16 protein-coding genes are annotated in these 13830 nt (G+C 36.9%); 10 read left to right on the top strand and 6 right to left on the bottom strand.

The annotated features are described in order from the left end of the window. The first annotated feature begins 20 nt into the window (after positions 1–20). Both BM211_RS16830 and BM211_RS16825 read left to right on the top strand, forming a co-directional pair. A complete protein-coding gene (locus BM211_RS16830; protein WP_090998663.1) occupies positions 21–887 on the top strand; it encodes an ABC transporter permease subunit in 867 nt (288 codons plus the stop codon). Further along, a complete protein-coding gene (locus tag BM211_RS16825; RefSeq protein WP_090998661.1) occupies positions 888–1865 on the top strand; it encodes an ABC transporter permease in 978 nt (325 codons plus the stop codon). Between the two features lie 148 nt (positions 1866–2013). Here the strand turns inward: BM211_RS16825 and BM211_RS16820 are convergent, their stop codons facing one another. The 6 genes from BM211_RS16820 to BM211_RS16795 form a co-directional block, all read right to left on the bottom strand. Further along, the gene (locus BM211_RS16820) at positions 2014–2496 is read right to left on the bottom strand and encodes a CcdC family protein (RefSeq protein ID WP_035432954.1); all 483 of its coding nucleotides are present in this window, start codon (positions 2494–2496) and stop codon (positions 2014–2016) included. A 13-nt stretch (positions 2497–2509) separates the two neighbouring features. Further along, on the bottom strand, positions 2510–2908 hold the full coding sequence (locus BM211_RS16815; protein ID WP_035432952.1) for a DUF2871 domain-containing protein: 399 nt from the start codon (positions 2906–2908) through the stop codon (positions 2510–2512). Between the two features lie 57 nt (positions 2909–2965). Further along, the gene (locus BM211_RS16810) at positions 2966–3337 is read right to left on the bottom strand and encodes an HsmA family protein (protein ID WP_090998658.1); all 372 of its coding nucleotides are present in this window, start codon (positions 3335–3337) and stop codon (positions 2966–2968) included. Between the two features lie 223 nt (positions 3338–3560). Beyond that, positions 3561–4274 carry an ABC transporter ATP-binding protein gene (locus BM211_RS16805; RefSeq protein WP_090998655.1) on the bottom strand — a complete coding sequence of 238 codons (714 nt, stop codon included), beginning with the start codon at positions 4272–4274 and terminating at the stop codon, positions 3561–3563. Continuing rightward, a complete protein-coding gene (locus BM211_RS16800) occupies positions 4274–5338 on the bottom strand; it encodes an ABC transporter permease (RefSeq protein ID WP_090998653.1) in 1065 nt (354 codons plus the stop codon). Before BM211_RS16800 ends, BM211_RS16805 begins: the two co-directional genes overlap by 1 nt. 460 nt (positions 5339–5798) lie before the next feature. Further along, on the bottom strand, positions 5799–8000 hold the full coding sequence (locus BM211_RS16795; protein ID WP_090998651.1) for an MMPL family transporter: 2202 nt from the start codon (positions 7998–8000) through the stop codon (positions 5799–5801). A gap of 201 nt (positions 8001–8201) precedes the next feature. On the opposite strand from BM211_RS16795, the gene cdr reads away from it, so the two are divergent. From cdr to BM211_RS16755, 8 genes are all read left to right on the top strand, one after another. Beyond that, positions 8202–9866 carry a CoA-disulfide reductase gene (cdr, locus tag BM211_RS16790; protein WP_090998649.1) on the top strand — a complete coding sequence of 555 codons (1665 nt, stop codon included), beginning with the start codon at positions 8202–8204 and terminating at the stop codon, positions 9864–9866. Positions 9867–10044: 178 nt separating this feature from the next. Further along, a complete protein-coding gene (locus BM211_RS16785) occupies positions 10045–10308 on the top strand; it encodes a metal-sensitive transcriptional regulator (RefSeq protein WP_035432943.1) in 264 nt (87 codons plus the stop codon). 88 nt (positions 10309–10396) lie between these two features. Further along, complete coding sequence (locus BM211_RS16780) at positions 10397–10966, top strand: sulfurtransferase TusA family protein (RefSeq protein WP_090998646.1); 570 nt, start codon at positions 10397–10399, stop codon at positions 10964–10966. Positions 10967–11014: 48 nt separating this feature from the next. Next, a complete protein-coding gene (locus BM211_RS16775) occupies positions 11015–12145 on the top strand; it encodes an MBL fold metallo-hydrolase (RefSeq protein WP_090998644.1) in 1131 nt (376 codons plus the stop codon). A 28-nt stretch (positions 12146–12173) separates the two neighbouring features. Next, a complete protein-coding gene (locus BM211_RS16770) occupies positions 12174–12401 on the top strand; it encodes a sulfurtransferase TusA family protein (RefSeq protein WP_090998642.1) in 228 nt (75 codons plus the stop codon). Positions 12402–12414: 13 nt separating this feature from the next. Next, on the top strand, positions 12415–12783 hold the full coding sequence (locus BM211_RS16765) for a rhodanese-like domain-containing protein (protein ID WP_090998640.1): 369 nt from the start codon (positions 12415–12417) through the stop codon (positions 12781–12783). Between the two features lie 15 nt (positions 12784–12798). Next, on the top strand, positions 12799–13095 hold the full coding sequence (locus BM211_RS16760; protein WP_090998638.1) for a rhodanese-like domain-containing protein: 297 nt from the start codon (positions 12799–12801) through the stop codon (positions 13093–13095). 108 nt (positions 13096–13203) lie between these two features. Beyond that, positions 13204–13683, top strand: coding sequence for a DsrE/DsrF/DrsH-like family protein (locus BM211_RS16755; RefSeq protein ID WP_090998636.1), 480 nt, complete (start codon positions 13204–13206; stop codon positions 13681–13683). The last annotated feature ends 147 nt before the right edge of the window (positions 13684–13830 follow it).

The raw sequence follows: 13830 nt of genomic DNA, 5'->3' as shown, positions 1-13830 counted from the left end.
TAGAGAAGGGGAAGGGCGTTATGAAAACAATCACAATCCAAAAAGTTACCACAGCAATCACACAACTCATTCTAGCTGTCGCGGGTATTCTTTGTTTAAGTTCACTACCGAGTTTGTTTAAAGGAATGGAAATGGATATAAATAATTATTTTAAAGCTCTTGGGGGCTTATGTAAAAAGCTATTAGATTTTTCTCATTTGACGTATGGGAAAAGTTTACGGCCGATATTTCCGCAAGTTTTTGAGTTTTATTGGCAGTCTTTGGGGCTGTTTATGCTGGCACTTTTCATTTCGGTTGTATGTGCTTTTTGTTTTACCTATCTGATTATTCGCTTTTTCTATGAGAAATTGAAAAGAATGAAGTTTGTGTTGGTTATATTAGAATCAGTACCTGATTTGTTCATCATTATGTGTTTTCAAATTTTGGTGCTTTGGTTATTTAAAAAAACGGATATTATGGTGTTTAATATTGCCACTACATGGAAGAATCAGTCCATTTTGATGCCTGTTGTTTGTTTAAGTATTCCCCCCACGATTATGTTGACTCGTATTTTTCTGCTGCAAGTAGAAGCAGAGCTGCAAAAAGATTATATTGCGTATGCTCGTGCAAAAGGGTTGAATTTCTATCACATATTTCGTCATCATGTGCTCCGCAATGTGTTGTTTACGATGTTTCATTATTCCAAAACGATTGTATGGTTTATGTTTTCAAATTTGTTGATGGTTGAGTATTTGTTTAATGTTCCTGGTGTTGTGTATTTTGTTTTGAAATATCCATTTCCAGAAGTGTTTGTTGTAACGCTTTTGTTGCTTTATATTCCATTTTTTATTCTTTACAAAGCGTACGATCTATTTGTACCTGCTGTTATGAGAGGGGAGGGAGTATAGGTGATTAAACATCTTGTACGGGAAAAACAATTTCTGTTCAGTTTCTTGTTTTTAGTCATACTGATACTTGCTAGTGTTGCGAATACGATTTTCAATGATGGTCAAATTAGACAAGTGACAGCCCTTTATGAGAATGGGAACTTGATTGGGGCGCCGCCATTCTCACCGTCTACTCATTTTTTGCTAGGTACTGATATACATGGATATGATTTACTTCATGTCATTATACAAGGTGCAAAGTTTACCATTGGTTTATCGGCGTGTATTGCCATGCTGCAGGTCGGATTTGCAATTGTGTTTGGCGTCGGGATTGGTACGTTTTTGAAAAGCTGGAGCAGTAAGATTGAATCGTTTTTTGATAGCTTTACGATTATGCCGCTGACGATTATAGCGTACTTTTTGCTAGTAAATGTGATGTCGATGCCGATCGATGGATTTCAGCAGCCGTTTTATCAACGTGCTCTTTTTGAAATGTTTATTCTGACCATTCTTGCGCTTCCGACAACGTCTTTTTATGTCGCGAATGAAGTGAAAAAACTATTCACAACAGAGTTTGTGGAAGCTGCCTCTGTATTAGGCGGATCAAAATTTCACATTTTACGTAAACATATATTCCCACAGCTTCGTTCTACGTTAATCATTTTATTGGTTCAGCAATTCAATAAAGTTCTTCTCGTTTTAGCGCATTTAGGAGTACTAAAGATGTTCTTCGGCGGAACAGTGATTGACCATAGTCCTGCAAAAGAACCGCCACGGACGTTATCATTTGAATGGTCTGGGTTAATTGGAGATAAATTTCACATGCTTTCTATTCACCCTTGGATTGCGCTCGTTCCCATTATCTTTTTCTCTTTAACAGTCGTTGCGGCTAATTTGATGTTAGTAGGATTACAAAATGCATTTGAAAAATCAAATACTTCAAAAGTGCAGAAAGTAGCATATGATCTAGTAGAAGAAAAACAGACTTCTAATTTTTGAAACGGATATAAGTTGTTGCTGTTAACATAGCCCGTGGCAGAAAAAGGCCTTGCCCGCTCCTATACATGGCCAGACGCTCTTGCCCACCTAAAAGAAGAAAGGTTTTCAATAAAAAAAGCCCGATACAATATCGGACTTTTTTTTATCATTAAACACTCTTGCTTACAAAGTTCATTTCCTTTTGTAATCTCATAAATGAACGGTACATGCCAATTCTCCAAGAGACGATCATTGCAAAAGCAAGTAAGAAGAACATACCGCTTAATTGTCCTAAATCAATTGATTGACTTAAATATTCTTTCATACCGAGGCGGACAACAAGTAAACCGACTAAAATAAAGATAAATGCTTTAGAAGGTATTAAATAGATGTCTGTTCCACGTATTTCAAATTTTGATGTTTTAATAAGAAAAATAGAGAAAAATAAACCAACGATCACTGCTTCGAGAATTTCAGATGATGTTAAGCGAAATTCTGGTAAGATGTACATGCATGCTCCCGTACTCATGAAAAAGGGCGGGAGGATAATTTTTTTAAGTGTTACAGGTTTCTTTGCTGATTTTAAGCGAAGAAACATCATTCCAACAGCCATACAAAGAGCAACAATACTTGATAAAACAGGTAAGCTCATGTTTGACCTCCTTTTATCCTTTGAACGATTTTTTTAATAGAATCATAAACCAAACGAGAGCGATACCAGTGATTGTATGAGACGTTCCAGCAATATGACTTAATCCTTTAAAATCAGCTCCATTGAGTTGAAGAAGTCCGCGCGCTGCCATTGAACCAATTGTTAAAACTAGTCCTAAATTATAGACGATGAACCACATGTTAAAGCTTTTTGCCTCATGGAACGCAAATGATTTTGATAGAGCAAAGGCAAGCAAGAAGAATATAAATCCAAGAACTAGCACATGTGTGTGCAACTTGAATAGTGAAGTCGTACCTTCAATTCCTTGTGCTTTTGAGTATTCTCTCGCGAATACACCTGATAGTAAACCGATAATTAAATAAGTGAATGCTGCATTATATAACTTTTTCATCATATACCTCCTAGATAGCATTAGCAATAGTTATTTTTGGATAGTAGACTGCGATTATTAGTGGTTTGTCATTCCGTATATAAGGCCAGAAATATATGGGATCAGCCAAATGAACCAGACGATAACACTTAGCTTGTGGAATGTTGTCATCATTTTTGTATCTTTTTTGATTAACACAATTGTTGCCCAAACAGCGTGGAATAACATCAGTAAAATAGCGGTTAGGCCTGTGATTCCGTGGAAACTAAACAGGGATCCTGCCTCGGCCATTTTTTCCATTAATGTCGTTCCGAGTGTATCACAGACGAGCCCGAGCCAAAAAATGACGACATGCCAAGGTTTTAATGTCTTTTGGAATTTTTCACTCCATACGCCAATTGTATAAAAAATGAGTGCAGCTGTAATGCATGCAATAGCAGACGCTAACACGTTCATCATTCCTTTCTAACTGTCATGTTCCTTATATCAAATATGTTACATGAGAATTATGAATAGAATATGAACGCAATATTACATGTGAGATTGGCTTGATTATTATATTTAAATTGTATTATGTTGTAAACAAAAAATGAAGAGGTACTTGTGAATAAAGAAAAAACTTTCTTATTCCCTATGGAAATAGGGCTAAGAAAGTTTTTTAGATTATTGCGATTTACACTTCGTTTTCTCGTAATAATTTTCCGTCGCGAAGCGTTAAAATTCGATCACATACATCAAGCATTTTTTCATCATGTGTAATCATAATCGCTGCTTTTTTATTTTTCTTCACTTCTTGTTTCATTAATTCAACGACTTCTCTTGCGCGTTTTGAGTCAAGGCTCGCAGTCGGTTCGTCAGCTAAAATTAAATCGGGATCATTCATGAATGCACGAGCGATTGCTACACGTTGTTTTTCACCGCCTGAAAGCTGATTTGGATGATGATTCATGCGATGTCCTAATCCAAATGTTTGCAGTAATTGTTCCGCAAGCTTACTTGCTTCTTTTTTATCTTCTCCTTTTAACTTAGCGATATACAGAAGTTGTTCTTTCACCGTTAAGAAAGGTACGAGGTTTGCAAATTGGAATATAAATCCGATTTTTCGTAAGCGAATATCGGTCATTTCTTTTTCTGATAAGCTTGTTATATTTTGACCTGAAACATAAATGTTTCCTTTTGAAGGAGAGAGAAGTGCACCTGCAATGGAAAGCAATGTACTTTTCCCTGAGCCAGATGGACCAACGATACCGATGAATTCGCCCTCTTTTACATCTAACGTAATAGGGTGCAGGGCAGTTACTTCTGTTTCACCTTGGCCGTATGTTTTGCTTACTTGATCAAGCTTTAATAATGACGATGGGTTATCCCATTTTACTTCCGTTATCATTACATGCCACCTCCGATTGCTTCTAATGCATCTACTTTTAATACTTGATATAGAGAAATTAATGTACCTAGTATACTAATTACGATAAAGGCACCTGTATATTGTAAGATTGTTGTTGTTGTTAATAAGAACGGCATACTAGCTGGTAAAATAGCCTCTACCGCAAAGATTAAACCAATGCCGATAATAAGAGCAACGCCAGTTAAGACTATAGATTGTACAACTAACGTATTTGCTAAATATGAGTTTTTCGTTCCGATTGCTTTTAATACACCTAATTGATGTGTTTTTTGTAATGTAATGACATAGAAGAATACGCCAATTAACAATGCTGAAATAACAAGTAAGAACGTGATAATCATCGTTAATGTTCCTTGTTCTTCTTTATAACCTGGAATACTTTGTAGTACTTCTTTTTTATCAACAACTTTTGCGTTATCGCTTTTTTTATCAGTATTTAGAGCGATTACACTGTAATCTTTTTGATTTGGCAGGGCAATAGCGTCCCATACATTTTCATTCATGTGAACAACAGGTGAATGACTAAACATTTGATTTTGCGAGAATCCGACAACTTTGAAAGCTTTTTTAGAAATAGGATCTACTAGTTGATCTCCAAGTTTAATTCCTTTTTCTTTAATTGATTCATCAGCGACAACTTCATTGTCTGCTAACGTCCCATTTTTTCCTTCAATTACTTTTGGAGCAATGAATGAATCTTGTTTGCTTGAGAAAATAGCAACATCAACTTTATTTGAAGTTCCTTCTTTTTCAAATGTTGATACTTTAATATGCATTGGAACTGCATCTTTTGCATCAACTTGTGCCAATACTTTATCGACATCTTCTTTCTTAATTTGCGAGCGTAACAATTTACCATCTGCATCATCTGATAGGATAAATTTGTTTGCTTTCATTTCGATAATAGAAGAGGCATTATCATGAGATAAACCATTTGCTAGACCTGATATGATAAGTACAAGAAATGATAATAACATCATGATTGTACCGATTAATCCGTAACGTAATTTCGATTGTTTTAATTCTTTAAGTGCTAAAAACATAAGGTTCGTTCCTCCTTGTTTCGTTCTATGTTCTTATCATAAAGAGGAAATATGAACGGAATATGAACAGAAAGTTACAAAAGACGAGTTTGTAGGTTATGTATAGATGAAAAACCGACATAAAGATCAACATAAAAACCATTTTTTTAGATGGGCGAGAGCGTCTGGCCGTGTTTGAAGCGGTCAGGGCCTTTTTTTGCCACGGGCCATGTTAAAACAAATGGAGCAAGCAAGTAGCGTTCATGTTTTATTCTGGATAGCAGCGGCTTATATGTCGGAAAATTAAAATGAATATATAGTAATCCTTCCTCCTATAAAGAAGAGAAGTGGGGAGGAAGAAAAAACTGATGGAGTTTTACTTTTATCGAATAAGAAATGTTTATGAACGGAAGATGAACACGTTATTACAATTGCGAAGAAAACAAAAAGTGTGCTGAGTGCACACTTTTCATTTTTACGGCTATTTCATATCTGTTGGAAGTGAAGAAATATGTTTGGAACGTCTTGGTTTGAAAAAAATTAAAATCGAAGGGAGCAGCATACCGCGCACAAGAAACGTATCAATTAAAATTCCCATTGTCATTGTCAAACCGAACAGAAAGAGTTCTTGAAGGGGCTGAGTAATGAGCACAGCGAATGTAGCTGCGAGTATAATACCAGCTGATGAAATGACGCCTCCTGTTAACGCAACTCCGCGTGCCACTGCTTCTTTCCATTCATATTTTTGCGCTTCTTCTTTGATGCGGGATACGAGCATAATATTGTAGTCGACTCCTAATGCAATGAGAAACACAAAGGTGTAGACAGGGAGGCGATAGCTAATTGAGTCGTAGCCTAAAATGTAATGAAAGATCATCCAACCTAGTCCTAGCGTTGCGGAATACGAAAGTAACATAGTTATCATCATTGTGAATGCGATAATAATTGACCGTGATTGGTATGTCAGCATAATGAGAATGAAAAGGGAAATGAGCGAGAACGTCACAATTGTATCCTTTTCATTTAAAGATCGCACATCTAATTGCTGTGCGGTTTGCCCGCTATAATGTAAGGAATATTGTTTGGAATCAAAGCCACTATTCGTTAACAAACTGTTGCTGTTTTCTCGTAGTAGACGGATTGTATTTAAAGCAGCTTGGTCGTAAGGATTGTCTTGTAAAGTTAATTGCAGTTTGATGGCATGTTTTTCTTCCGATAAGAAATTTTTTGGTAAGTTTGCATTTGGTGCTGCGGAAGTGATTTCCGGCGTGACGGTGTTTACACCATCTAATTTTTTCATTGCGCTTGATAATGAGGTTAATTTATCAAGAAAGGACTGGTCTAAGACAATTTCTTTATCTGATTTTAAAATGACAGTGACAGGTGCTAATTGTCCTGGTGGAAAGTTTTCCTCTAACATTTCAAATCCTTGCCGCGATGAAGTATCATTCGGAAATGACTTCAATAAATTAAATGAATATTTCATAGATCCAACGTTTAGTGAAGCAAGAATAAGCATGATTAACAGTATACTTGCTGTGATGGAAGGCTTTTTCTTTACAAAAGTGCCTATATTTGTCCAGAAGCCGCCTAGCTTTTCTTCTTTTTCGGCTACTTTTGGAATGAACGGCCAAAATGCTTTTCGACCTACGAGTGCAAATAGAGCGGGAATGAGTGTAATGCCTCCAAGAAGAATGAACACCATAGCAACTGAAAAGACTGGGGCGAAGTTATGATATGCATTAAAGACAGCAAAGAACAATGTAAGCATCGCAACTAGCACTGTTCCGCCGCTAAAGAGAATCGGTTCCATTACTTGCGTTAATGCAGCTTGCATCGCATCGTACTTTGAACTCGTCTTTTTTAACTCTTCTTTATAACGAGCTAAGATGAATAAACAATAATCCGTTAAAACAGCAAAGAGTAGAATCATCATAATGGAAAGAGCTTGTTTTTCAACAACGAACCATCCGTTTTGACCTGCCAATCCTAAAATGCGATCGACTACTGCATATACAATACCGGCAATGATTAATGGAATGATAGCAAGCAATGGGGAGCGATAAATGATGATTAATATAATGAGAATTAATCCGATTGTTGCAAACATTAATACGAAGTCAGCATTTTTGAACAGCGTAATCGTATCCGCTGCAATTCCAGCTGGACCTGTAATCTCAAGCTTTAAGTCACCGATATCCATTTGTTTTACATGGTTTCGAATTTGATCTAATGTCTCATAAATTTGATCGGATTCTAAATCTTTCGTTAAGGCAACATTTAAAAGAATGGTTGTGTTATCTTTGGAGAACATTTTATCTTGTGTGGCTTTTGGAAGCTTATGAAATGGTAAGGCACTTACGACATGTTTTGGTTTATCATCTGAGGAAAGCCATTTGCTAATTTCTGAGATTTTTGCACGATCGGCTTCAGTGATTGCGTTTTTTCCATGAAAAACAAGGAGGGCGACGGCCCCATCTTTAGATGGAAATTGTTCGTCTACTATCTTTTGCGCTACAGCAGACGGCGTATCTTCATGGATGCTTCCTTCACCACTGCTTGTTGCGTACTTTTTGGCTGATGGTGCGATGAAACTTAAAACGCCAATAGCAAGAATCCAAGCGATTAACACTATTTTGGCACCCTTTGGACTACTTATGAAGCGAGCAAGTTTAGGAATCACATATATAACCTCCTTATTCTATTTTCAGGAAGATTTTAAAATAAGAATATGAACGGAATATGAACAGAATGTTACAAAAATTAAGATTCTTTTTTGTTTCGAATTTGTGAACAAACAGAAAGTTGGAGTTTGAAGTGTTGCACAATTATTTTTTTATGTTTATTATATACCTATACGGGTATAAGTAAGGAGGAGAAAAGAATGAGTAGAAAAATTGTTGTAGTGGGCGGAGTTGCTGGCGGAGCATCAGTTGCAGCGCGTCTACGTCGTTTAAGTGAAGATGATGAGATTGTTATGTTTGAGCGCGGAGAGTATATTTCGTTTGCGAATTGCGGGCTGCCATATTATATTGGCGGAGTGATTCAAGAAAGACAAAAGTTGTTAGTGCAAACAGTAGAAAAAATGTCTAAGCGCTTTAATTTAGATATTCGCATTTTAAGTGAAGTAATCAAAGTTAATAAAGAAGAAAAAACAGTTGTGGTGAAAAGTGTAGTTACCAATGAAACTTATGAAGAATCTTATGATGTTTTAATTCTTTCACCGGGTTCTAAGCCGATGGTTCCACCAATTCCAGGAATTGACGAAGCGAAAGCATTATTTACATTACGAAATGTACCGGATACAGATCGTATAAAAGGATATATTGATGAACAAAAACCGCGCCGCGCGACTGTTGTAGGCGGAGGCTTTATCGGCGTTGAAATGGCGGAAAACTTGAGAGAAAGAGGCCTTGATGTAACGCTTGTAGAAATGAACAATCAAGTCATGCCGCCGATTGATTATGAAATGGCAGCATATGTACATGAGCATATGACAAAACATGGTGTTCAGCTCATTTTAGAAGATGGGGTAGAAGCTTTTGAAGAAGCAGGAACGGTTATTCGTCTGAAAAGCGGTACGAAAATTCATACAGATATGATCATTCTTTCTATCGGTGTAGAGCCTGAAAGCAGCTTGGCAAAAGAGGCAGGATTGGAACTAGGCGTTCGAAATACGATTAAAGTAAATGAAACGCTGCAAACTTCTGATCCATCTATTTATGCGATTGGAGATGCGATTGAAGTAAAAGATTTTGTCACGGAAACAGAAACAATGATTCCACTTGCAGCGCCGGCAAATCGTCAAGGGCGTCTATTAGCGGATATTATTCATGGCCATGCAGATTCTATATATAAAGGAACGATGGGGACATCCATTGCAAAAGTATTTGAATTAACAGTCGCTTCAACAGGGGTGAACGAAAAAGTATTACAACGTTTAGGTTTGCCCTATGAGGTAGTTCACGTACAAGCGAATTCTCATGCTGGCTATTATCCAAATGCGTATCCGGTTTTACTAAAGCTTATCTTTAACAAGGAATCAGGAGAAATTTACGGAGCGCAAGCTGTAGGCCGTACTGGTGTAGACAAACGAATCGATGTCATTGCAACTGCAATGAAAGGAAAATTGAAGGTAATGGACTTACCTGATTTAGAATTATCATACGCTCCGCCGTATTCTTCTGCTAAAGACCCTGTAAACATGGTGGGGTATGCAGCAAGCAATATTATTGAGGGACTTGTTGATATCGTGCAATGGCATGAAATTGATGACATCGTGGAAAAAGGCGGATATTTAATTGATGTTCGTGAACCGAACGAATTAAAACAAGGCATTATTAAAGGATCTGTAAATATTCCATTAGATGAATTGCGCGATCGATTACACGAGATTCCAACAGATCAAGAAATTTATATTACGTGTCAACTCGGCATGAGAGGGTATGTAGCGGCACGTATTTTAATGGAAAATGGGTATAAAGTAAAGAATGTTGATGGTGGTTTTAAGTTGTATGGGACAGCTTTACCAAACCGCGTTGCGCATTAATATTTCAAGTGTGTTCATCATAAGTAATAAAGTCCTGTCAGTTTTGACAGGGCTTTATTACAAAAAAATAAAAAGAGGGGTTTACAAAATACCCTCTAGGGTATAATATACGTGTATAGGGTTAAATCAACATGTTACTTTAACATAAAACAAGTGAAAGTATGGAGGTGCTCATCCATTGGAATACGGTCAAGATATGAAAAATCGTTTGAAGCGAATTGAAGGACAAATTCGTGGTGTCCTTCGCATGATGGAAGAGGGAAAAGATTGTAAAGAAGTGATTACACAACTAACGGCATCACGCTCTGCAATGGATCGTACGATTGGATTAATTGTCGGAACGAATTTAGAGAAATGCCTTCGCGAGCAATTTGAAAAAGGCGATACATCTAATGAAGATGTCATTAAAGAAGCTGTACAACTACTTGTAAAAAGCAGATAATCTGTCAATTTTTTTGGCAGATTTTAAAAATGATTTTAATATACCCCTATAGGTATGTGTAAAATGAAGGTTTCAGGAGGAATGAAACATGAGTATACAAGTTAATACTACTTTGGATTGTAAAGGTTTAGCATGTCCGATGCCAATTGTCCGGACGAAGAAAGCAATGGATACGTTAGAAGAGGGCCAAGTAATTGAAGTAGAAGCGACAGATAAAGGCTCGGTAGCTGATATTCAAGCTTGGGCGAAAAATGTAGGACATCAATATCTCGGTATGAAAGATGAGAACGGTGTTTTGAAGCATTATTTACGAAAAACACGTCAAGAGGAAATGAAGGAAGCAGTTAAATATTCTCATACAATGACAAATGAAGAATTACAAAATAAATTAGCATCTCAAGAGGAATGCATTGTTTTAGATGTAAGGGAACCAGCTGAATTTGCTTTTGGTCACATTCCATCAGCTGTATTAATTGCGTTAGGTGATTTAGAAGAAAGATTGAGTGAGCTTGATAAAACAAAATTGATTTATGTCATTTGCCGTACAGGTAACCGCAGTGATCTAGCATGTCAGTTATTAGAAAAACAAGGTTTCTTGCATGTGAAAAATGTAGTCCCTGGTATGTCGCAGTGGTATGGTGCTTTGGAGAAAGAATAAAGAGTTTTTAATTTTTTTAAACAAAAATATACCATGGGGGGTAAATTGATGAGTGTTGTAGGATTACAAGCGAAAGATGTTGCTGAGAAGGTGTTGTTTGAAGAACTGTTTATTTTAGATGTTCGTAATGCAGCTGATTATGTGGATTGGAAAATCGAAGGGAAGCAAGTAGCATCTATTAATAAGCCATACTTTGATTTATTAGAAGGTGTAGACGGTATTTTGGCTGAATTGCCAAAAAATCAAGATATTCTTGTTGTATGTGCGAAAGAAGGATCTTCTATGTTTGTGGCGGAACAACTCGTAGAAGCTGGCATAGAGAATGTCTATTATTTAGTTGGTGGTATGAAGGCTTGGAGTGAGTATGTCAAACCAATTAAAGTAGGGAATTTAAAAGACGGCGGTAGCATTTATCAATTCAACCGTGTCGGAAAAGGTTGCTTATCGTATATGGTTGTTTCGAATGGTGAAGCGGCAGTGATTGATTCTGTACGCACAATCGAAGCTTATGAAAGTTTTGCGAAAGAACAAGGTGTTGTCATTACGAATGTTTTAGATACCCATTTACATGCCGACCATATTTCTGGCGGTCGTAAGTTAGCTGAGAAGATAAACGGCACGTATTGGTTACCACCAAAAGATGCAGAAGAGGTTGTATTTTCTTATGAGCCGCTTGTAGAAGGAACTGTCATTACAGTTGGAACAACAAAAATTGACATGCAAGCAATCTATTCACCAGGTCATACAATTGGAAGTATGTCATTTATCGTAGATGATTCCTATCTTTTATCAGGTGACATTTTATTTGTAGATTCCATTGGTCGCCCAGATCTTGCGGGTAAGGCAGAAGACTGGGTAAGTGATTTACGTAACACTTTATATAAACGTTACAAAGAATTATCTCAAGATTTAACTGTTTTACCAGCTCATTATTCTAAAGTGAGTGAACTGGATGAACAAGGCGTAGTTAGTGCAAAGTTGAAAGATTTATTTGTACAGAATGCAGGATTAAATATTGAGAATGAGGCAGAGTTTCGTAGAACAGTTACAGAAAACTTACCACCCCAGCCAAATGCATATCAAGAAATTCGTCAAACGAATATGGGGAAAATAAATCCAAATGAAGAAGAACAACGTGAAATGGAGATTGGACCAAATCGCTGTGCGGTTCATGAGTAAATAAAACATATTATCGGAGGTATATAAAATGAATGTAAAACAAGTATTAGATGCAAAAGGATTAGCGTGCCCAATGCCAATCGTAAGAACAAAAAAAGCGATGGATGCTCTGCAAACTGGAGAGGTGCTAGAAGTTCATTTAACAGATAAAGGTGCTATAAAAGATATTCCAGCATGGGCACAAACAGGTGGGCATGAAGTATTACAACATGTTGAAGAAGATGGAGTTTTAAAGTTTTGGATTCAAAAAGCGTAACAACAAGGAGGGTATGGATATGAATGTAGTATTGAACAGTGTTTTGATTGCATTGATTTCTTTGTTTATTATTTCTCGTTTGTTACCTGTTAAAGGAGTAAAAAATATAAGCGGGAAAGAACTAAAAGATGAGCTTAAGAAAAAGAATAAGCAATTGATTGATGTACGTACACCAGGGGAATTTAGAGGCAATCACATTCAAGGTTTTCGAAATATGCCATTAAATGAACTTGTACAAAAAGCAACTAGCTTAGATAAAAACAAAGAAGTAATTGTCATTTGTCAAAGCGGAATGAGGAGTAAACAAGCAACAAAAATTTTAAAGAAGTTAGGGTTTAAACATATTATAAATGTTTCAGGTGGTATGGGCGCTTGGCGTTAAGGAGGATATAGAAAAATGAAAGAAATCACTGCGAAAGAATTAGAATATAAACTCATGAGTAATGAAGCTGTAAACATTATTGATGTACGTGAGGTAGAAGAGGTTGCAGAAGGGAAAATTCTAGAAGCACTTCATATTCCACTTCGTTTATTAGAGTTTCGTATGCATGAGTTAGATAAGAATAAAGAGTACGTAATGGTATGTCGTTCTGGTGGTAGAAGCTCGCGAGCGGTTCAATTTTTAGAGAGTTATGGTTTCCAAGTGATCAATATGAACGGTGGTATGTTAGCTTGGGAAGGGAAAACAGAGTAACTGTTAAATAGATGAACGAAAGATACAAAGTCCTTTCATTTGCGAAAGGACTTTGTACGGATTATTAAATTACCTATACGGGTATGAGTAGTTACGGGAGGAGTCAATATGGAACAAAAGAAAACAACAACAATTGTGTTATTTAGCGGAGATTATGATAAAGCGATGGCAGCGTATATTATCGCAAATGGTGCAGTAGCGTACGATCAAGAAGTAACGATTTTTCATACATTTTGGGGGTTGAATGCGCTTCGTAAAGATGAGCCGATAAAAGCAAAGAAAAATTTCTTAGAGAAAATGTTTGGAAAGATGATGCCTCGCGGTGCAGATAAGATGGGGTTATCGAAAATGAATTTTGCAGGCATGGGACCGAAAATGATTAAGCATGTCATGAAAAAACATAATGCAATGCCACTGCCAGATTTAATTGATATGGCGAAAGAACAGGGGGTAAAACTAGTCGCTTGTCAAATGACAGTGGATTTATTAGGACTAAAAGAAGAAGAAATTATGGAAGATGTTGAATTTGCCGGAGTTGCAGCGTATTTAGCGGATGCATCTGAAGGAAATGTGAACTTGTTTATTTAAATTCAATCTCTAATGGGTAGTTGCACTTATCCCGCTATTCGTGGGCAGTAATACTCCCACCTCAAAATTCGGCGAAAGCATTGTCCAGCTCCAGCGGCTAGAATCTCCGGTCGTTTCGCCCCCTCGGACGAGGCAAAAAGCGCCTCT

The sequence above is a fragment of the Bacillus sp. 491mf genome, from assembly GCF_900112415.1.
Classification (GTDB): Bacteria; Bacillota; Bacilli; order Bacillales; family Bacillaceae_G; genus Bacillus_A.
This window is presented reverse-complemented; position numbering and strand designations above follow the sequence as displayed.

What these genes read in the sequence shown, in the direction of transcription:
- BM211_RS16830 (WP_090998663.1), top strand. Translation starts at nt 21, where the DNA reads ATGAAAACAATCACAATCCAAAAAGTTACCACAGCAATCACACAACTC.
- BM211_RS16820 (WP_035432954.1), bottom strand. Translation starts at nt 2,496, where the DNA reads ATGAGCTTACCTGTTTTATCAAGTATTGTTGCTCTTTGTATGGCTGTT.
- BM211_RS16815 (WP_035432952.1), bottom strand. Translation starts at nt 2,908, where the DNA reads ATGAAAAAGTTATATAATGCAGCATTCACTTATTTAATTATCGGTTTA.
- BM211_RS16805 (WP_090998655.1), bottom strand. Translation starts at nt 4,274, where the DNA reads ATGATAACGGAAGTAAAATGGGATAACCCATCGTCATTATTAAAGCTT.
- BM211_RS16800 (WP_090998653.1), bottom strand. Translation starts at nt 5,338, where the DNA reads ATGTTTTTAGCACTTAAAGAATTAAAACAATCGAAATTACGTTACGGA.
- cdr (WP_090998649.1), top strand. Translation starts at nt 8,202, where the DNA reads ATGAGTAGAAAAATTGTTGTAGTGGGCGGAGTTGCTGGCGGAGCATCA.
- BM211_RS16780 (WP_090998646.1), top strand. Translation starts at nt 10,397, where the DNA reads ATGAGTATACAAGTTAATACTACTTTGGATTGTAAAGGTTTAGCATGT.
- BM211_RS16775 (WP_090998644.1), top strand. Translation starts at nt 11,015, where the DNA reads ATGAGTGTTGTAGGATTACAAGCGAAAGATGTTGCTGAGAAGGTGTTG.
- BM211_RS16770 (WP_090998642.1), top strand. Translation starts at nt 12,174, where the DNA reads ATGAATGTAAAACAAGTATTAGATGCAAAAGGATTAGCGTGCCCAATG.
- BM211_RS16765 (WP_090998640.1), top strand. Translation starts at nt 12,415, where the DNA reads ATGGATATGAATGTAGTATTGAACAGTGTTTTGATTGCATTGATTTCT.
- BM211_RS16760 (WP_090998638.1), top strand. Translation starts at nt 12,799, where the DNA reads ATGAAAGAAATCACTGCGAAAGAATTAGAATATAAACTCATGAGTAAT.
- BM211_RS16755 (WP_090998636.1), top strand. Translation starts at nt 13,204, where the DNA reads ATGGAACAAAAGAAAACAACAACAATTGTGTTATTTAGCGGAGATTAT.